The sequence below is a fragment of the Mucilaginibacter celer genome, from assembly GCF_003576455.2.
Classification (GTDB): Bacteria; Bacteroidota; Bacteroidia; order Sphingobacteriales; family Sphingobacteriaceae; genus Mucilaginibacter; species Mucilaginibacter celer.
Map to the genome: position 1 here is coordinate 1,860,279 of NZ_CP032869.1, position 19,456 is coordinate 1,879,734.

Here is a 19,456-nt window from a genome sequence, read left to right on the forward strand (position 1 = left end):
CGATTAATTTAAAAAGATATAGCGATGAAAACTAAAAAAATATTCGTATGGTCAGCCCTTACAGCTATTATTGTAACGGCTACGGTTAACTCCTGCAAAAAAGGATCTCTTAACACCAGCGACCCTAATAACGTAACAACAGACCAATATTATAAAACCAGCGATCAGTTAACCAAGGGGGTAAATGCCATTTATGTTGCCATCCACTCGGTAGGCCTGGTATCACGCGAGTGGTTTTTTATTCATGACCTCAGGAGCGATGAGGTTGCAAGCGGCGGCGGACAACTTGAAGCGCCAAGGGGACAGATGCTTAATGGCAATACTGATCCAACCAATTCGGTAATGAACTCGGTGTGGAACAACTGGTACACCGTAATTTTCAGGGCAAATGTGGCCATTCAAAACGGACCATCCGTAACTGATAACGCGGCCCTGCGAGACAGATTGATTGGCGAAGCTAAATTTTTGCGTGCCTGGGCTTATTTCGACCTTGTTTCGCAATGGGGTGGGGTGCCACTTCTTACTGCGCCTGTTAAAACAGCCAGCGATTTTCAGCCGCGCGCTTCTGAAGCTGAGGTTTATGCCGTAATTATTAAGGATCTTCAGGATGCAGCAGCAGTACTGCCCGAAAAAACCGGTACTGATAAGGGGCGCGCAACAGCTTCGGCAGCAAATGCCATGCTGGGCCGTGTGTTGATGCAAACAGGCGACTACGCCGGTGCAAAAGCAGCGCTTTTAAAAATCCCGACTACCGGAACAAACGGTTACTCGTTAACCAGCAGGTACCTGGATAACTTTGAAGAGGAAACGGAGTTTAACAGCGAATCTATTTTCGAGATTGTATTTGTTGACAAGAACGATGGCGGCTTTAACTGGGGTGGCGACAGCCCAACCGAAGCACAAACCACCGTGCGTAACCAGGAGTATAACCCAATTGCCTGGAGAAACCTGATCCCCTCAAATAAACTGATCAACGAGTTTGAGAACACCGCAACAGGTGCGGCCAAATCCGATCCCCGTTTTCACTATACCTGTTATCAAAGCGGCGATACCTATAACAAAGGTGCGTCGATACTTACAGATGGTGATCAGAATGGTAACTCTTCTGTAATGAACGGCGTTACTAAAAAAATCAGCTTCCGTAAATCTATGATCATTTACAAGGAAGGTTTACCGGCGGCAGGTTTCCACCCGGGTGGCAACAACCAGCGCATCATTCGTTATGCCGAGGTTATACTGATGCTGGCCGAATGCGAAAACGAGCTGGGTAATACAGCAGCAGCAGTTAATTACCTTAATATGATCCGTGCCCGTGCAGATGTTGCTATGCCTGCTTATCCAACGGCGCAATTTCCGGTTGGTTCAAAAGCTGACGTAGTGAAAGCCATTATGCACGAAAAAATGGTAGAAATGGGTTGCGAGGAAGTGAGAAATATCGATATCCTTCGCTGGAGGAAAAAGCAATATTTCACTACCGATCCGTTCCCATATTTCAGAAAAGGCAGGGATGAACTGTTGCCAATTCCGCAATCTGAGCTGGATAATAACCCTAAAGTAAACGGGCATCAAAACCCTGGCTATTAATAGTTAAATTGCAGATACTATAACAGTTAAATAGTATTTATTTCAGTACTTGTTAAAAAAGATAGGCTGTGCATAGCAGCCTATCTTTTCCGTATAAACCAATTATAGATGAAGAAATTTTACCCTGCTTTACTACTGTTTGGCGTTGTTGTTTTTTCGTGTGCAAAGAAGAAGGCGACACTGTTTGAGTTAATACCCTCGTCGCACTCAGGTATCACCTTTAATAATTTAATTACCGAGAACGACTCTATCAACCCGATTGACAATGCTAATGTTTACAATGGCGGCGGCGTTGGTATAGGTGATTTTAATAATGACGGCTTGCCTGATATTTATTTTTCGGGCAATATGGTACCAAACAAGCTATACCTGAATCGCGGCGATTTTAAATTTGACGATATTACCGATAAAGCCGGTGTAAATGGCCTGGGCAAATGGGGCAGAGGGGTTGCTGTAATAGATATTAATAACGACGGTTTGCAGGATATTTATGTATGCAATTCGCTGTTGCAGGATAGCGTTAAACGGCAAAACCTGCTTTACATAAACCAGGGCACGGATAAAGAAGGAATTCCGCACTTTAAGGAAGAAGGAAAAGAATATGGCCTTGATATTCACGCGTATTCAACCATGGCCGCATTTTTTGATTATAATAACGATGGCCACCTGGATATGTACCTCACCGTTAACCGCCCCGGCGATGGTTACTACGCCAATCAGTTTCGCCCTATAATTTCGGATGGTACCGGTAAAAGTACAGGGAGGTTATACGAGAGCAGATGGGACTACAAACTGAAGCACCCGGTATTTGTAGATGTATCAAAAAAAGCAGGCATCTCGATTGAAGGTTACGGACACGCCGCAACAATTGTGGATATAAACAGGGACGGATGGAAGGATATTTATGTTACCAACGATTTTATCTCGCCCAACATCCTCTACATCAATAATGGTGATGGTACATTCACCAACAGATCGAAAGAATACTTTAAGCATACTTCAATGAACGCGATGGGCCAGGATATTGAAGATTTAAATAACGACGGCCTTGCCGATGTATTTGAGCTGGATATGTCGCCGCCTGATAATTACCGGAAAAAGATGATGTCGATGCCGGATGCCTACCAGTCGTACGAGCTGTTTAATCATTATGCCTATCAATATCAGTATGCCCGTAACACCTTGCAGATAAACCACGGGCCGGGCTTAGGACAAAATGATTCTATTAAGGCACCGGTATTCAGCGAAACCGGCTTTTTGAGCGGCATAACCGAGACCGATTGGAGCTGGACACCGCTGATAACCGATTTTAATAACGATGGCTATCGCGACATCATTGTAACCAACGGCTTTCCGAAGGATGTTACCGATCATGATTTTATCGTTTTCCGGAACAACCCTTATTCTACCGCTTCAAAAAAAACTATTTTAGACCAGATCCCCACCGTCAAAATCCATAATTATGCTTTTCAAAACAGTGGCGATCTGAATTTTGCCGACGTTTCAAGCCAATGGGGATTAGATGTACCGACATTTTCGAACGGGGCAGCTTACGCCGATCTGAACAATGACGGTGCCGTTGATATGGTGATCAATAACATTAATGATGAGGCGCTTATTTATAAAAACAACAGCCGTACCATCCATCCCCAAACCTCCAACAGCCTGAACATTAAATTTAAGGGTGATAAGTTTAACAGGGATGGTTTAGGCGCATGGGTAGATCTTTATTACGGAGGTGGGCAACACCAGGTATACGAAAATAATCCCTACCGCGGATACTTATCATCCATACAAAACATTGCACACTTTGGCCTTGGGAAATATAATGTTTTAGATTCGGTAGTGATCAGATGGCCAAATAACCGTAAACAGGTATTAAAAAATGTAAAGGCCAACCAAACGCTGAAAGTAGATATCAGTGATGCAAGGCTGCCTTATAACTGGATTACCCCTAAGAAAAACACAGGTGCCCTGTTCACCGAAATTACAGGCGCGGCCGGAATTAATTACCGGCACAAGGAAGATGACTTTGCCGATTTCACCATTCAAAAATTATTGCCTCACAAATTATCTGCTTACTCACCGGCACTTGCATCAGCCGATATTGATGGCAACGGCCTTGATGATATTGCAGTTGGAGGTAACAGTAAATTTCCGGCCCGGGCTTTCCTGCAGCAGGCAGATGGAAGGTTCATTCAGCGAAATTTAATAGATGCGAAACCGGATAGCGCAAAGTATAAAGATGAAAGTTTATTGTTTTTTGATGCCGATGGCGATGGAAAAACAGATTTATATATTGCCAGTGGAGGCTACGAAAGCGCCCCCGGCTCGAATAATTATGCCGACCGTATTTACCTGAACGATGGCCGCGGGCATTTCAGGGAACAAAAAGATGCTTTACCCGGCAATTTAACCAGTAAGTTGTGCATAAGGGCATTTGATTATAATAAAGACGGCAAACTGGATTTGCTGGTAACCGGCCGTGTTGATCCATGGCATTATCCTAACCCGGTATCATCCTTTATTTTACGTAACGACAGTAAGCCGGGGAAACTGCAGTTTACCGACGTAACATCATCCGTTGCCCCTTGTTTAAAAAAACTGGGATTAACCTGCGATGCGCTGGTTACAGATTATGATAATGATGGCTGGCCGGATCTGGTTATTGCCGGCGAGTGGATGCCCGTTACATTTATTAAAAACATCCACGGCAAATTCACCAATGCAACTGATGCTTCGGGTATTGCCGATAAAATTGGGTGGTGGAATTCTATCGCGGCAGGCGATTTCAGGCATTGCGGAAAGATCGACTATATTGTTGGCAATCTCGGAAAAAACAGTTTCTTCAAAGCGAGCGACAAAGAGCCTGTATATATTACTGCCGGCGATTTTGATAAGCGCAAAACAACCGATGCTTTCCCCTCGCTGTTTCTTCGGGATACCGATGGTGTGAAGCGCGAATTTCCATCCTTTGTTCGTGACGATGCTGTTAAGCAAATGATCAGTCTCCGGAAAAAATTTGTGAACTACCGCTCTTTCGGACATGCAACCTTGCAGGATCTGCTCTCGCCCGAACAATTGAAAAGCGCCCTTAGGTTAAAAGCCAACACGCTTACCTCTTGCTATCTCGAAAATTTGGGTAATGGCAAATTCAGGATGTATCCGCTGCCAAACTACGCCCAGGTATCTGCCATTAACGGTATGGTGGTTGATGATTTTGATGGCGACGGTAATTTAGATGTCGCTATTAATGGCAATGATTACGGCACCAACGTTTCGGTAGGCCGGTACGATGCTTTAAACGGGCTGCTGCTAAAAGGCGATGGCAAGGGCGGATTTAAATCACTCTCCATTTTACAAAGCGGAATCTGCATTCCCGGCGATGGCAAAGCCCTGGTGAAACTTCAGGGTAAGGATAACTGGTATTACCTGTCGGCCAGCCAGCGCAACGGCAATTTGAAACTGTTAAAGCTTAATAAACCGGCAAAAACGATAAGGGTTGAGCCGCAGGATGCGTATGCGGAAGTATACTCAAAAAATGGCTCTGTTACCAGGCAGGAGTTTTATTACGGTTCGTCTTTTTTATCGCAATCGGCAAGGTTTCTGAAAGTTGGCACTGATATGCAAAAGGTGAAGATTGTTTCTAATAATGGCGGCGCAAAGGAAATAAAACTTTAATAATACCGAAAAATGTTGATTAATATACTTTCATGGGTTACTGCACGCCCAATCTCAGGAAGCAGTCTGACACAAATACAAAAAAGGCTCCTATTCCTGATACCGGCCATAATATTGGTTTCATCCTGCTGTGAATCATCTGAACAAAAGATGATTGATATCATTTCAGATCTGAACAAAAAGGATTACAACAGCCGCAACCCGTTTTGTCCCGAAGCAAGAGTGGCGCAATGCGATAGTTTACTGAAAGTGCCGGGAAGAGAGAACGATTTTTATATTTTAAACACCAAAGCCAAACTATTGCTGGAAACCGGCGATGAAAAACAGGCCGTTGCCATTTACGAAAAAATGGTAACGGGTAACGATAGCTCAAAGCGCGACTTGTTTGAACCGGATATGGGCCTCGCCTATATGCGCTTAGGCGAACGGACTAATTGCATGCTGAACCACAACCGCATGTCATGCACTTACCCGATACGGGATAATGCTATTCACGTAAATCAAACCGGTTCGCGCGATGCTATTGCGGTTTATGAAAGCATTTTAAAGAAACATCCCTCAGACCTTGAATCCCGCTGGATGCTCAATATCGCTTACATGACATTAGGCCACTACCCGGATAGTGTACCTAAACCGTTTTTAATTCCCGGCCTTAACAACACCGACTCGGCAAAAATAAAGCCGTTCACCGATATGGCCGCCGATGTTGGCATTAAACTGAACAGCAGGGCAGGGGGTGCGATAGCCGAGGATTTTAATAACGACGGTTATCTGGACATCGTAACCTCGGGAACGGAACTTGATGACCACATGCATTATTTTCAAAACAATCTGGATGGAACTTTCATTGACAGATCTGAAGCAAGCGGTTTACTGAAGTTTACCGGGGGATTGAATATCCAGCAAACCGATTACAACAATGATGGCAGGATGGATATTTTTGTACTGCGTGGTGCCTGGAAAAAGAACGGTTTCGGCAACCAGCCACCCTCCCTGCTGCGGAACAATGGCGATGGTACATTTACAGATGTAACGATAGCGGCCGGTTTACTTTTTTATCATCCGACGCAGGCAGCAGTTTGGGCCGATTTTAATAGCGACGGATGGCTTGATGTTTTTGTAGGGGCCGAGGGCTTTAATAATGGCGACAGTGTTAACGTTCACCGGAGCATGCTTTATGTGAACAACCATAACGGCACATTTACCGAGTTTAGCCATAAAGCCCATTGTGATGTGATGTCGTACGTGAAAGGAGTTACATCCGCAGATTTTAATCATGACGGGTTGCCTGATATCTTTATTTCGACGATGGACGGCCGGAAGTATCTTTTAAAGAATAAAGGCAGCAAAGGAAATATCCCCGATTTTGAGGATGTTACCAAACAATCGGGAATATTGGCAAATACCAACAGTACCTTTACTACCTGGTTTTTTGATTATGATAACGACGGCTGGCAGGACATCCTGATTGCAGATTACAAATTTGAGGCCCCGCTGGGCTACTATTCGGCTGCCGAGGCCCTTGGAAAACCCGTGCCAAATGCAGGAGGTATCTACCTGTATAAGAATAACCACAACGGCACATTTACCGATGTTTCCAAACAAACAGGGCTTGATAAAGTAGTGTTTAGCATGGGCGCAAACTTTGGCGACATTGACAATGATGGTTTCCCCGATTTGTATTTTGGCACAGGCAACCCCGATTTCGGCTCTCTTATCCCAAACAAAATGTTCAGGAATGTTGACGGACGGCGCTTTGAAGATATCACCAGCATTTCGCGGACAGGAAACCTCCAAAAAGGTCATGGCGTGGCATTTGCCGATTTTAGAAACTGTGGTTTACAGGATATTTTTATTGAAATGGGCGGGGCTTATGCCGGAGATGCTTACACCAGCGCCTTGTATGCGAACCCCGGACAGAACGACAACAACTGGATAAGCATAAAAGCAGAAGGCACAAAATGCAATAAAGCCGCCATCGGCAGTCAGTTGAAAATAACGTTTAATGATAAGGGTGTTAAAAGAAGCGTTTACCGGGACCTTAATTCGGGCGGCAGTTTCGGTTCATCGCCCATACAGGCAGAAATTGGCGTGGGGCACGCCAACATTGTTAACGAGCTTGAGATAATCTGGGTCGGCAGCCGCACCGTTCAGCGGTTTCACAATTTAAAGGTAAACCAGTTCTACCGCATTGCAGAAGGGAGCCAAAAGGTTACCCCGATTCAATTAAAAAAACTCAGTTACCATAGTATGGCAGAGATGAAGATGGCAATGAAGATGTAAAACGCTTGTTTGGGATTGTTTTGATGATAACATTCTTGAATTGCCCTGATCTTAAAAACGGGTTTGTCTCCGGCTAAGAGACAGACCCGTTTTTTGTTACAATTCTTCTATATATCCTGCAAAGCCACCCTGAGGCAGCCATTTTACCGGCAGGTTATCCTTTGTTGTTACGGTGATATATTGCTCCCTAAATGCCATATTATGATCGCCATCCGCCATTAATGTTAACCGGTAACGTTTTTCTTTGGGTAAAAAGCCGAAGTCGATAGCTGTTTGTCCGGGTTGGTTCTCACCGTTAATGCCGCCGATAAACCAGTTGTTACCTGTTCTGCGCGCTAATTATATTAACACACAGGAAGAAAGAACGATTAAATGACTTTAACATTTGTGGATAGGTTTTAAATATGTTGATCATCATCAGAAAGTTAATGGCTTAAATAATACGGTAGGTTTTACCGGGCTGGGTTTTTAAATCATAAAGCCAGCTTTCGGGCAATTTTACCGACAAATCCTTTTCGTTTTGATGGATGATGGGTTTTTGAATATCAATTATCCTGTAAAGCGGATTGCTGTTTTGGCCCAAAGCTTTTTTTAGGATACTGTTTGTGATTTGTTGATTTGCCCTGATGCGGCAATTGCCGCCAATGCCGGAGTGGATAACCAGTTTGGTAATGCGATGATCGGCCCATTCCATGTCTACTGTAAAGCCGCCTCGGGCCGCAAGGCCGGATACGCTTCCTGTTTTCCAGTCATCTGGTATGGCGGGCAGAAGATGAATTGAACCGTCATAACTTTGTAGCAACATTTCGGCAATGCCGGATGTGCAGCCAAAGTTTCCATCAATCTGGAATGGGGGGTGGGCATCAAAAAAGTTGGGATACGTGCCGCCCGACCTGCCGGTTACCGGCTTGATCTGGTCTTTTATCAATTTGTAAGCATGATTACCATCAAGCAAATGTGCCCACAGGTTAATTTTCCAGGCCATCGACCAACCGGTGGAAACATCACCACGGTAAAGCAGCGAATTTTTGGCGGCACTAAAAAGTTCAGGAGCCCGGTACGGAGAGATCTGGTTACCTGGAAACAGGCCGTAAAGATGCGATACATGCCGGTGATCATCGTCGGTACGGTCAAGGTCGTCAAGCCATTCCTGTAGCTGGCCGTATTTACCAACCTGCATAGGCGGTAATTTAGCCCGGAGAACCGCAAGACTATCTGCAAAGCTTTTATCATTCTTTAAATCGCCGGCGGCATGTATTATTTCGGTAAATAAACCGTAAACAAGCTGGTTATCCATCGTTGCGCCGGCAGTAACAGATACCCCATCGCGGCCAGGAATGTATTCATGCTCGGGCGATACCGACGGAGATACTACAAGCCATCCGTGATCAGGTTCTTTTTGAAGTACATCCATAAGGTATCGGGCCGCACCTTTCATCACCGGGTAATATTTTGCAAGAAATGCCTTATCGCCTGTAAAAAGATAATGCTCCCAGATATGCTGGCATAACCAGGCATTAGAGGTAGGCCATAACCCCCAGAAGGCCCCGTCAACAATACCGGTTATCCGCCAGATATCGGTATTATGGTGAAGCATCCATCCTCGGGCACCGTACATCACCTTAGCCTCGGCTTTCCCCGTAACTGAAACATCACTTATCAAATCGAACAAGGGGCCGTTCAACTCCGGAAGCCGGGTGGTTTCACTGGGCCAGTAATTCATTTCTGTGTTGATGTTTATGGTATACTTGCTGTCCCAGGGCCCTTTTAATTCACCGTTCCAGATCCCCTGAAGATTGGCAGCCTGTGAGCCCGGTTGCGAAGAACAGATTAACAGGTATCTCCCGAACTGAAAATAGAGTTCGGCAAGCTGTGCATCATCATTGGTGGCAAAATTCCGGATCCGCTCGTCAGTTGGCTGCACAGCCGCAGAACCAAGGTTTAGTTTTACCCGGTTAAAGTACGATTGAAAAAGCTGCACATGGCTGCGGTGCAACTCATCAAAACTACGCGGATAAGCCTTATCCATAATGTTCATGGCCCGGCTAAGCGCATTGGCAGAAATGTTATGGTAGTTAACAAAATTGGTAGCCATCGACAAATAAATGACTGCACTGTTAGCCTTTGATATAGCGATGCCCGCAGTATCAACCTCAACAGTACCGCCATCAGATTTTGCCCGGGCCAGCACATCAAACCTGATTTGTCCTTTTTGATTTTCATGATCGCTGCCCTTGCCGCTCAATATCACTGTGCCCTGCCTGCCAGTTGTTTGTACCGCCAGCGGGCTTTGAAGTTTTGCCACGCAGTTAATCATCCCTGGTTTATCGGCAGATAGCCGAACCATCAGTACATTGCCCGAAAATGAAGTGAAAAATTCGCGTTTATAATGAACGCCATTGCTGGTATAACTCACTGTGGCGGTGGCGTTGGAAATATCCAGATCCCGCCGGTAATCAGTAACATCTTCATGTCCAGAAAAATTAATATAAAGGTTCCCGGCCAGTTGGTAGGGCATACCGCTGTTGCCTTTAGGGCCGAGGTATTTGTTGGCAGCCTGCTGCGCTTCGGTATACTTTTTCTGCGCGAGTAGGGCCCTTACCTCGTCAATATGTGGTTTTGCTGCTGAGTCAATGGTATTATTAGGGCCTCCGCCCCAAATAGTGGCTTCGTTAAGTTGCACGCGTTCCTGAGCCGGGTTACCGAAAATCATTCCTCCAATACGGCCGTTGCCGATAGGCAAAGCCTGATTCCAGTTGGCTGCCGGCTGATTGTACCATAACTTGTTCCGGTTAATACCAGTTTGCCCCTGTGCCAAAGAAGAAAAGGCAATTGCTATGCCCAACAACAAGATCTGTTTTTTAGGAAATGTAATCATGAATTAAGTATATGAGGTTTCACTGGTCTGTTTTAATTGCAGATGTTAATCAAATATCGGCAACGCGACACTAAAGTAATATAGTGAAGGTGCACAGGATGCAAGTAATCGACATGGATATACCAATTTTGTTCTGTCGGGGGTTTAATCATTGAATGTGCGTTAGCAAATTTTAAAATTCCTGATAAGGCTTGCCCTGCCGGGTACAGCCTGGTAAACATTTAGGTACTTTAGATTTATTATAGCTTTTGTTTAAACGATTTTTGCTTACAGTTAATAAAAACTGCCAATGAACCTGCTGATACCAACAATAAAGAGCCTGATTAAGATCAGCAACGATGAAGAAGAAATTATAAATGGCTTATTCAAGCCGCTTCTCTTGAAATCAGGCGAGTATTTCCTGGAACAGGGACACCTATGCCGGTACGTCGGTTTTATTGAGAAGGGATTGCTGCGCTACCACATCAGTGATGACGGCGACCAGAAAACCTTGTATTTTAATAAGGAAGGTGAGTTTACCTGCAACTATCAAAGCTTCCTGCCGCGCGAACCTTCCAATACAAGTATCCAGGCTATTGAAGATACCTCCTTGCTGGTTATTAGCTACGAAAACCTGCAACGGCTGTATACTACCGTAACCGAAGGCAACAAACTGGGGCGTTTAGCCATCGAAGTAGTTTTTTTAAACCACTTGCGGCAGCTGAAATCATTTTACAAAGATTCGCCTACTGCCCGGTACCGGCAATTTCTGCAGGCTTATCCCGATCTTGTGCAAAGGATTCCGCAGTATTATATTGCCTCATATGTCGGGATCAAGCCGCAATCGTTGTCACGGATCAGAAAGCGGATGGTAAGCCATTAGTTAACCGAGGTGAACGAAAAGGGCCGATTCGAACCGGAAATTTGTGTTATAAATAATTAAAAAAATGGAAACACAAATTAAGCAACATCGTTGGGGCATCCGCTCCGCTTCGTATTGGATCACATTCATTTTGGCGCTCGGTATTATTTTTATCGGCGTCCGTTTTATTTTGCAGCCCCAGGTAGGTGCCGTAGGCTATGGCATACCATTTAATAATGAACATGATAACGCCTACGGCAAAATAAAGGGCATCCGCGATATTTTTTCAGGAATTGTTTTACTGCCCCTGCTGTTAAAGCGTATGCAAAATGCTGCCGCCTGGGTATTTACCATGACCATTGTTGTTCCCCTTGGCGATTTTTTCATCGTTCTGACAACAAATGGTCCAAAGGATATGGAGCATCTTTTGATTCATGGTATTACGGCTTTTGTTATGATCGTCAACAGCTTCCTTTTGTTTAAAAATCAGACGCAGGAGTAAAGTATTCCATCTCTTAATCGGATTGGAGGCGGCGTGATTTTGATATGCTGCCCCGGTTCCCTAAAGTATAATAAAAAACAAATACCACTATCTGTGTTGTTTATATCGATGAATTGTCCCTGAATGAACCCGGCTCATTACAAAATGGGTCGGTGATTTCAGGTAACAAGAATTTAAAATCATCATTAGTCATAAATATGGACAACAAAGAAATATTGCTCAAAGCAAACGCCATGGTAGCCGAAGGAAATAACGAAGGCTTCCTGTCATTCTGCACAGACGATGTAATATGGGAATTTATAGGCGACCGGAAACTTGAGGGAAAAGAAGCGGTGCGGAAGTATATGGCTGGGGTATACGCACAGCCACCGAAGTTTGAGGTAGAGAATTTGATTGCTGAAGCAGATTTTGTAACCGTAACAGGTAAAATCAGCTTAAAAAATGAGCAGGGTAGGGTTATTGATTACGCTTATTGCGATGTCTGGAAATTCAGCCATGGTAAGATGGCGGAATTAAAAGCTTTCGTTATCGAGGTTAAACCTGAATAACTATCCGAATAAATATAACTTGCCTGAAAAATGTTTCTGCCCGGCGTACTACTGGCTATACCGCTGTTGCAGATCAGAAATAAAGTCAAATTCTTCGGCTACTTTTGTTATCAGGCTTTCAAATACTTTAAAGTACTGGGCATATACCTCATGATTTTTGGCGTTGGGTAGATAGGTTTGGTGCATGGTAACCGTTTTGGAAGCTTCTTCTAACGAGGGATAAATACCCATCTCGGTTGCGCTTAGCAAAAATGCACCTTTGCCTATACTGTCGGCATGGCTTAATGTGCTAACGGGTTTGTTAAATATATCGGCAATTATCTGGGTGCAAAACGGGATGGACGCAAAACTGCCGTTGATAGACAGGCTTTCGATATGGCGGTGTTGCTCCAGGGTGCGGCCAATGCTGTACATCTCAAATAAGATTCCCTCAATGGTGGCGCGGATAAAATGTTTGCGCTCGTGCCGGATATTGACGCCAAAATAACATCCTCTCGAATTCGGGTTCCAGATGGGCGCCCGCTCGCCGTGTAAAAACGGAAGAAAGATTAATCCGCCCGATCCAACTTCTACGCCCGCAGCTTCCTCTATGAGCATCTCCATTGATTGATCGATATCAAAAGCTTCCCTAAAATCGCCAAATTGTTTGGCAAACCAATTGAATATCACACCGCCATTGCTGGTAGGCCCACCGGTAATAATATGCTTTTCGGTAAGCAGGTAGTTAAAAATTTGCTGTTTAGGGTCTTCTATTATTTTATCGCCTATAATCCGGAATGCGCCGCTATCTTCAATAGTAATGGTAGCCATACGGTTTTTCCATACGCCGGCCCCAAGGGTGGCCAGGCAACCATCGCTCGATCCGATCAGGATTTTAACCGTTGGCTGCAATTTTAATACCCTTTGATATTCTTTTTTCAGCGTTAAATCCGAATAGAAAACAGGATGCAGATCAGGTAATTCTTCCGGGGTTATTCCTGCAAAGTTCAATGCTGCCTCGTCCCAGGTTAAATTGTGGATGTTCATTAACCCGGTTGCAGAGGCGATGCTGTAATCTATCACACAGGCACCGGTCAGTTGCTGAATGATGTAGGTTTTAATAGGCATAAATTTCTTAGCCATCCTGAATTTCTCTGGTTCGTGATTCTTCATCCAGGCAATTTTTATTAATGATGACATGGGGTGGATAGGGGTTCCGGTAGCTTTATAAATTTCCTCGCCCAGGCTGCTCTTTTTAAGATCGGCGGCCTCTTTTTTACCCCGGTTATCTGCCCAGGTAATGGCGTTGCCCAATGGTATGCCATCTTTATCTACAGCCAGTAAACTATGCATAGATGAGCCGAAGCAAATACAGGTTACCGTATATTTTTTTGGGTAGATTTTTTCAATAAGCAGGTTTTTTAAAATATAGAGCATGGTAATAAACATCTGCTCCGGATCCTGCTCGCTGTGATCAGGCTGTTCATGAAAGGTGGGGTAATGCCCCTTAGACGAACTGATTAAATTACCGGAAAGATCAAAGGCGCAAACCCGTACAGCGGCAGTGCCCATTTCTATAATGACGATACAATTCATGATGTATACTGATAATCTGGTGTTTTATTTTTTCTAAACTCGCTTGGGGTGTACCCGGTGAGTTTTTTAAATGTTGTAGAGAAATGCTGCGACGAATAAAAGCCCGTGCTTAGCGCTATGTCGGTAACATTCACCTCTGTTTTTTTAAGCAGTTTGGTTGCTTCGGTTATCCTGATGTTGATTAAATAGTTCAGCGGCGAAAAGCCGGAGTAGCTTTTTACCTTTTCGGTAAAGGCTGTGGTGCCCATGCCGGTAAGAGCAGCCATTTCTTCCACCGTCCATTGGTGGGCAAGATTTTGCCGCAATGTTTGCTCCAGCTTCAGGAATGTTTGTGGGAAATCCCTCCGGGAATTATTTTGCCTGATCAGTTGCCTGCTGATCAATACAAAAAGTTCATCAAGTAACTGGTTTACACGGGTGTAAAAGCCCACTTCCTCATTTTGCAATTCCTGCTGCAAATTCTGCATCAGTAAATGCGCTTCTTTCAGTTTTAAAACCAGTTGCTGTTTATTTACCAGTAAAATCTGGTTAATGGCTAATTTTTCTTTTTTGGTAAGTCCGCTCCATTTTCCCAGTAAAAGCTTTCCGCAATCTTCGGTCGAGATCTTGATCCAGAATAACATACCGATATTCAAAATCCCGCTTTCGCCCCCGATACGTTGCCCAGGCAGTATCACGGCAAAATCGCCTGGGTATAATGTATGTTGTTGTGAATCAATCTCCCATGTAAATTTTCCATCTACAATATAATACAGGCAAATACAGTCAGCAACGTTGCTGTTAAAGGAATTAAGTTGGATAGTATTATTCTTTCTATGGGCAAACTCCAGAATGTGCGAAAAATGCGCAAGTTCTTTAGATATGCCCTGCCGAAGTATCAATTGATTCATCCAGGGTTATAATTGGTATGCGTTGCCGTAATCTCCGTACCGCAACAGCTATCGGATAGCCAATGGCATATCCATGTAAAGCAAGTTTACATAATATAAAACTAAGATTTGTATAAAAACCAACGCTGTTTTTTAATGGTATTTTCCTGGTTTAATATTATGATACTTTGTATGTATTCATAACCAGTTATAATAATAACCAAAGCCGCTAATCCTTGAATAGTGTGCTCATTAAAATTTATCATGAAAAAATGGATTCCTTTTTTCCGCATTGCGGGTATTGTATTGCTGCATTGCTGTTTGTTTTTCAATAAAACGTTTGCGCAACAAATTTCGAGGGATGAGCTGATCTTTCTTACTCCGGAATGGAAGGGTGAACGCTTTGCCGATGGCCGTCCTAAAGTGCCTGATGGTATTCTGGTCCGGATGAAGCAGGTAAGTATTGAAGAAGCCTGGGCTGTTTTAAAAAATGCCGGTTACGGTTACCAGATAACCGAAAACTGGCTGGTAATAAACCCCGATAGCGTGTTGGTGGGCCGCGCAGTAACCGCGGTTTTTATGCCCGCACGCCCCGATGTATGGAAAGCCATTGATGACAGGGGCAAGGCCCAGGGCAAAAAAGGGCAAAACACCTGGCCCGTGGATTTGCTGGTGAAAGGCGATGTATACGTGGCCGATCAGTTTGGCGCCCATAAAAACGGACCTACTATTGGCGATAATGTTGGCAATGCCATTTACGCAAAAACCGGCAACGGTATAGTTTACAACGGCGCGGTGAGAGACCTGCGCGGACTGAAAGAGATTGGGGGTTTTACATCCTTTGTAGAAAGCTACGACCCATCATACCATAACCCACCCGGCGATCTGAACACCATGATCATCGGCATCAATCAGCCCACAAGGATAAAGCAGGCTACGGTGATGCCCGGAGATGTGGTTTTGGGTGAGAACGGGGTAGTGATATTTATTCCGCCGCACCTGGCCGAGAAAGTGGTAAACACCTCCGAGATTGTGAGGTTAAGGGATATGTTTGGCCACCTGCGCTTAAAAGAGGGCAAATATACAGCCGGACAAATAGACGCCCGCTGGAGCGCCGATATCGAAAAAGATTTTTCGGCATGGCTTAATGACCATATCAACGAGTTGCCGGTACCCAAAGAGCAGATCCGGAACATCCTGAAAAACCGAACCTGGTAAATAAATCTATCTAAATAATATAAACTATGTCAAACCATCAAAACAGGCGCAGTTTTCTTTCGAAAACTGTATTGGCCGGTGCAGCCGTACTGGCAGCGCCATTAAATAAAACATTTGGGCAAGGGTTGATAGATGCCAAAGAGCGTACCCCGCAGGCATCATCTCCATCCGATCTTAAAATTACCGAATTTAAGTGTGCCTACGCGGGCGGTGGGCTTTTTGTAAAAATATACACCAACCAGGGTATCTGGGGCTCGGGTGAAGGAGTTGATGCCATAGCCGGAACTTATTACCTGGTTAAACGGCTGGAAAGAATGCTTAAAGGCCGCAGCCCTTTGAACCCCAACCGGATAGCCGAGGAGATACGGAAAGCCAACTTTTTCGCCGGTGCGCAATCGGGTATGTTTGTAGCCGTGCTTACTGCGGTTGAGGCGGCCCTTTGGGATTTGACCGGCAAAGCTTTGGGCTTACCGGTATACCAGTTATTAGGCGGTAAATTCCGCGATAAATGCCGTGTTTATTGCGATACGGAATTATATACAGCCACCAACCCGGTGCCCGATGATTATGCCAAGGCTGCCCGCGGAGCGGTTAACCGAGGATACACTGCCGTGAAATTCGATATCGATGATGCCCGCGACCCGAATAAATTCGACCGTTATAACTGGACTGCCAGCAACGCCGAGCTCGACAGGATGTATAATGCCATAGCCGCTGTGAGGAAGGAAGTAGGGCCAAATATTGATATATGTGTGGATATGCACGGCCGGTACGATGCCACAACCGGCCGCAGGGTTGCAAAAATGATGGAACCCCTTAATTTGATGTGGCTGGAAGAGCCTATCCCGGCAGACAATATCGATGTATATAAAACAATAACCCAGGAAACAACCACACCTATTTGTGCCGGCGAGAATTTTTACCTGGCTTATGGCTATACCAGGCTGCTTTCGGAAGCCGGCATTGATATTGTAATGCCCGATCTGCAAAAATGCGGCGGGCTGGGCGAAGGGCAACGGATAGCCAACCTGGCCAACTTATACTATGTGCCGTTTTCGCCGCACATGGTAGGCTCATTTCTGGGTGCAATGGCAACCGCGCATGTTTGCGCCTCGGTACCCAATTTTCACATTCTTGAGTGGCAAACGCTGAGCGACACCGAACCAAAATGGAAGGAAATAGTGCAATACGATAAACCTTTTATCGAGAAAGGCTTCCTGGTGCTGTCTGATAAACCCGGGGTAGGTGTGGAGATCAATGAGGAAGGGCTGAAGAAATACGCGATGCCCGGAGTTCCATTTTTTGCCTGATCAATACCTGTATGAACATTTTTTATAAAGTTACCATCGCGTTAACCATCGCTGCATTGGGCGCGGTATTAATCGTGCTTTCAAAAGGGTTGGAGCACACAGGGCCTTATACACTTGCCTTTTTTGTATTGCTTGCCCTAAGCCTTCGCGCTTCGCCAAAAACCAAAAGTTTTGCGTATACGGCGCTGATTTTCGGAGCTGCCGCCATGGCGCTTTATTATCCTGCGTTTTTTATCAGCTATGGCAGTTTTAAATATGCCACACTTATTATCCCGCTTATCCAGCTCATTATGTTTGGGATGGGCACCTCTATGCATTATCATGATTTTCTTGGTGTGCTGAAATCGCCCGGCGGGATAATTATAGGCGTGGTGAGCCATTTTATCATTATGCCTTTACTGGGCTTCAGCATAGCCACGCTCAGTGTAAAGTTAACCGGAATGCCTGCCGAAATAGCGGCAGGTATTGTACTGATAGGCTGCTGCCCTAATGGTATGGCATCTAACGTAATATCCTACCTGGCTAAGGCAAACCTGGCGTTATCGGTTACCATAACCAGCATCTCTACGCTGCTTTCGCCGGTATTGACGCCATTTTTAATGAATCTGCTTGCTGGTCCGCTTATTAAAATAGATCCCTGGGCCATGGTGACGGATATTTTTAAAATGGTGATGATCCCGATTGCCTTAGGCGTACTGTTTTCTTCGGTAGCTAAAGAACGTAGTGGCTGGCTAAAAAGGATAATGCCCATCATTTCGATGGGCGGCATCATCGGCATTATCATTATTATAACTGCAGCGGGCCGGGATAGCCTGCTTAAGGTAGGCCTGCTGCTGGCTGTGTTGGTGCTACTGCATAATATAGGCGGCTATTTACTGGGTTTCTGGTCGGCAAAGGCATTGGGGATGGACGAGCGTGATTGCCGCACCATTGCTATAGAAGTGGGAATGCAAAACGGCGGCATGGCCGCGGGGCTTGCCAAAGCAATGGGCAAAATAGCTACGCTGGGCCTGGCACCGGTAATTTTTTCAACTTTTATGAATATCACCGGCTCTTTACTGGCCTCGTACTGGCATAAAAAAAAGCCGGCTCCCGGTCGTAAAGCTGCTTTGCAAAGCGCAACTGAGCAGTAACCGCGATTTATGCGTTGAGTTTTTTGTGTAAAAATCAACGCTGTGTTTTTTTGGAAGACAAAGCAATTTGCTTTAACATTCTTTGTACATAACCAAGTAACCTATTTGTTACACTTTTTGATAAATGAATAACTACCGCACAAACGCGGGTAGTGAAAAATAGCTATGCACATATTTAAAACCAACAATAAAGTTATTGTAAAATACGCCGGGCTGCTTTACAGCTCGCCCGTTTGGACCTGGGATAGTTTTATAAACCGTGAAGCATTGCATAGTGAGGTTTTAAAAGATCTCCAAAGCATTACCGCCGATCCTTCGCTGGCGAACGACCTGGAACATTTAAGTACGCCCATTGCGGGCCAGGAGATCTGGGCATCGGGCGTAACCTATTTGCGCAGTAAAGATGCCCGGATGGAAGAATCTAAAGATGCCGGCGGCGGCGATTTTTATGCAAGAGTTTACGATGCCGAACGCCCCGAAATCTTTTTTAAGTCGTCGGCATCCCGCGCGGTTGGGCCGGGCGGTACTGTCCGCATCCGTAAAGATTCGAAATGGAACGTTCCGGAGCCGGAGTTGGTGTTATTTATTTGCAGCGTGGGTACCATTGAGGGATACCTGATTGGCAATGATATGTCGTCAAGGGATATCGAAGGAGAAAATCCTTTATATCTCCCCCAGGCTAAATCATACGATGGTGCAGCTGCTGTTGGTCCGTGTCTTTACGTACCGGATACAGCCATTTCGCAGGATACAGAAATTCAAATTGAAATAAGCAGGGGTGATGACAAGGTGTTTGCTGAAGCGATTTTGATCAGCAGGATGAAACGCACGCACCAGGAACTTGCCAATTACCTTTTCATGGAGATGTCATTCCCGGCGGGTGCATACCTGATGACAGGTACAGGAATAGTGCCTCCTGATTCATTCACGCTTAATTATGGCGACGTAATCGATATCACCATAAGTAACATAGGTACACTTACAAACCAGGTGGGCAGGTAACTGCAGCACGGCAACAAAATAAATTATAATAT

General features: G+C 45.0%; 13 protein-coding genes and 1 pseudogene. 10 read left to right on the forward strand and 4 right to left on the reverse strand.

Annotated elements, in window-relative coordinates; all coding sequences use genetic code 11:
* Nucleotides 1-24: 24 nt before the first annotated feature.
* From HYN43_RS07235 to HYN43_RS07245, 3 genes are all read left to right on the forward strand, one after another.
* The gene (locus HYN43_RS07235; RefSeq protein ID WP_119408802.1) at nucleotides 25-1,584 is read left to right on the forward strand and encodes a RagB/SusD family nutrient uptake outer membrane protein; all 1,560 of its coding nucleotides are present in this window, start codon (nucleotides 25-27) and stop codon (nucleotides 1,582-1,584) included.
* 108 nt (nucleotides 1,585-1,692) lie between these two features.
* Nucleotides 1,693-5,265, forward strand: coding sequence for a VCBS repeat-containing protein (locus HYN43_RS07240; protein ID WP_119408803.1), 3,573 nt, complete (start codon nucleotides 1,693-1,695; stop codon nucleotides 5,263-5,265).
* 150 nt (nucleotides 5,266-5,415) lie between these two features.
* Nucleotides 5,416-7,548, forward strand: coding sequence for a CRTAC1 family protein (locus HYN43_RS07245; protein WP_162996355.1), 2,133 nt, complete (start codon nucleotides 5,416-5,418; stop codon nucleotides 7,546-7,548).
* Nucleotides 7,549-7,644: 96 nt separating this feature from the next.
* On the opposite strand, the pseudogene HYN43_RS07250 reads toward HYN43_RS07245, so the two are convergent.
* Both HYN43_RS07250 and HYN43_RS07255 read right to left on the reverse strand, forming a co-directional pair.
* A pseudogene (locus HYN43_RS07250) lies at nucleotides 7,645-7,875 on the reverse strand (glycoside hydrolase family 97 C-terminal domain-containing protein); the annotation flags it as partial.
* 106 nt (nucleotides 7,876-7,981) lie between these two features.
* Nucleotides 7,982-10,426 carry a glycoside hydrolase family 95 protein gene (locus HYN43_RS07255; RefSeq protein ID WP_119408806.1) on the reverse strand — a complete coding sequence of 815 codons (2,445 nt, stop codon included), beginning with the start codon at nucleotides 10,424-10,426 and terminating at the stop codon, nucleotides 7,982-7,984.
* Between the two features lie 289 nt (nucleotides 10,427-10,715).
* On the opposite strand from HYN43_RS07255, the gene HYN43_RS07260 reads away from it, so the two are divergent.
* The 3 genes from HYN43_RS07260 (at nucleotide 10,716) to HYN43_RS07270 (ending at nucleotide 12,317) form a co-directional block, all read left to right on the forward strand.
* Nucleotides 10,716-11,288: a Crp/Fnr family transcriptional regulator gene (locus tag HYN43_RS07260; protein WP_119408807.1), complete on the forward strand. Its 573-nt coding sequence runs from the start codon at nucleotides 10,716-10,718 to the stop codon at nucleotides 11,286-11,288.
* Between the two features lie 64 nt (nucleotides 11,289-11,352).
* On the forward strand, nucleotides 11,353-11,769 hold the full coding sequence (locus tag HYN43_RS07265) for a DUF4267 domain-containing protein (protein WP_119408808.1): 417 nt from the start codon (nucleotides 11,353-11,355) through the stop codon (nucleotides 11,767-11,769).
* A gap of 197 nt (nucleotides 11,770-11,966) precedes the next feature.
* A complete protein-coding gene (locus HYN43_RS07270) occupies nucleotides 11,967-12,317 on the forward strand; it encodes a nuclear transport factor 2 family protein (RefSeq protein WP_119408809.1) in 351 nt (116 codons plus the stop codon).
* A 48-nt stretch (nucleotides 12,318-12,365) separates the two neighbouring features.
* Here HYN43_RS07270 and HYN43_RS07275 read toward each other — a convergent pair whose 3' ends face one another.
* Complete coding sequence (locus tag HYN43_RS07275) at nucleotides 12,366-13,892, reverse strand: gluconokinase (protein ID WP_119408810.1); 1,527 nt, start codon at nucleotides 13,890-13,892, stop codon at nucleotides 12,366-12,368.
* On the reverse strand, nucleotides 13,889-14,782 hold the full coding sequence (locus HYN43_RS07280; RefSeq protein WP_119408811.1) for an AraC family transcriptional regulator: 894 nt from the start codon (nucleotides 14,780-14,782) through the stop codon (nucleotides 13,889-13,891). Before HYN43_RS07280 ends, HYN43_RS07275 begins: the two co-directional genes overlap by 4 nt.
* A 243-nt stretch (nucleotides 14,783-15,025) precedes the next feature.
* Between HYN43_RS07280 and HYN43_RS07285 the strand changes: the two genes are divergently transcribed.
* From HYN43_RS07285 to HYN43_RS07300, 4 genes are all read left to right on the forward strand, one after another.
* Nucleotides 15,026-15,979, forward strand: a complete 954-nt coding sequence (locus HYN43_RS07285) for an RraA family protein (RefSeq protein WP_119408812.1) — start codon at nucleotides 15,026-15,028, stop codon at nucleotides 15,977-15,979.
* Nucleotides 15,980-16,005: 26 nt separating this feature from the next.
* Complete coding sequence (locus HYN43_RS07290) at nucleotides 16,006-17,289, forward strand: mandelate racemase/muconate lactonizing enzyme family protein (protein WP_119408813.1); 1,284 nt, start codon at nucleotides 16,006-16,008, stop codon at nucleotides 17,287-17,289.
* An 11-nt stretch (nucleotides 17,290-17,300) separates the two neighbouring features.
* Nucleotides 17,301-18,422, forward strand: coding sequence for a bile acid:sodium symporter family protein (locus HYN43_RS07295; protein ID WP_119408814.1), 1,122 nt, complete (start codon nucleotides 17,301-17,303; stop codon nucleotides 18,420-18,422).
* A 165-nt stretch (nucleotides 18,423-18,587) separates the two neighbouring features.
* Entirely contained in the window at nucleotides 18,588-19,424 is an 837-nt protein-coding gene (locus HYN43_RS07300) for a fumarylacetoacetate hydrolase family protein (protein ID WP_119408815.1), read from the forward strand.
* Nucleotides 19,425-19,456: the final 32 nt, after the last annotated feature.

Bases quoted from the DNA above. Each gene is read 5' to 3' on its own strand.
- HYN43_RS07270 (WP_119408809.1), top strand. From the start codon at position 11,967: ATGGACAACAAAGAAATATTGCTCAAAGCAAACGCCATGGTAGCCGAA.
- HYN43_RS07285 (WP_119408812.1), top strand. From the start codon at position 15,026: ATGAAAAAATGGATTCCTTTTTTCCGCATTGCGGGTATTGTATTGCTG.
- HYN43_RS07240 (WP_119408803.1), top strand. From the start codon at position 1,693: ATGAAGAAATTTTACCCTGCTTTACTACTGTTTGGCGTTGTTGTTTTT.
- HYN43_RS07275 (WP_119408810.1), bottom strand. From the start codon at position 13,892: ATGAATTGTATCGTCATTATAGAAATGGGCACTGCCGCTGTACGGGTT.
- HYN43_RS07300 (WP_119408815.1), top strand. From the start codon at position 18,588: ATGCACATATTTAAAACCAACAATAAAGTTATTGTAAAATACGCCGGG.
- HYN43_RS07280 (WP_119408811.1), bottom strand. From the start codon at position 14,782: ATGAATCAATTGATACTTCGGCAGGGCATATCTAAAGAACTTGCGCAT.
- HYN43_RS07235 (WP_119408802.1), top strand. From the start codon at position 25: ATGAAAACTAAAAAAATATTCGTATGGTCAGCCCTTACAGCTATTATT.
- HYN43_RS07260 (WP_119408807.1), top strand. From the start codon at position 10,716: ATGAACCTGCTGATACCAACAATAAAGAGCCTGATTAAGATCAGCAAC.
- HYN43_RS07245 (WP_162996355.1), top strand. From the start codon at position 5,416: ATGATTGATATCATTTCAGATCTGAACAAAAAGGATTACAACAGCCGC.
- HYN43_RS07295 (WP_119408814.1), top strand. From the start codon at position 17,301: ATGAACATTTTTTATAAAGTTACCATCGCGTTAACCATCGCTGCATTG.
- HYN43_RS07265 (WP_119408808.1), top strand. From the start codon at position 11,353: ATGGAAACACAAATTAAGCAACATCGTTGGGGCATCCGCTCCGCTTCG.
- HYN43_RS07255 (WP_119408806.1), bottom strand. From the start codon at position 10,426: ATGATTACATTTCCTAAAAAACAGATCTTGTTGTTGGGCATAGCAATT.
- HYN43_RS07290 (WP_119408813.1), top strand. From the start codon at position 16,006: ATGTCAAACCATCAAAACAGGCGCAGTTTTCTTTCGAAAACTGTATTG.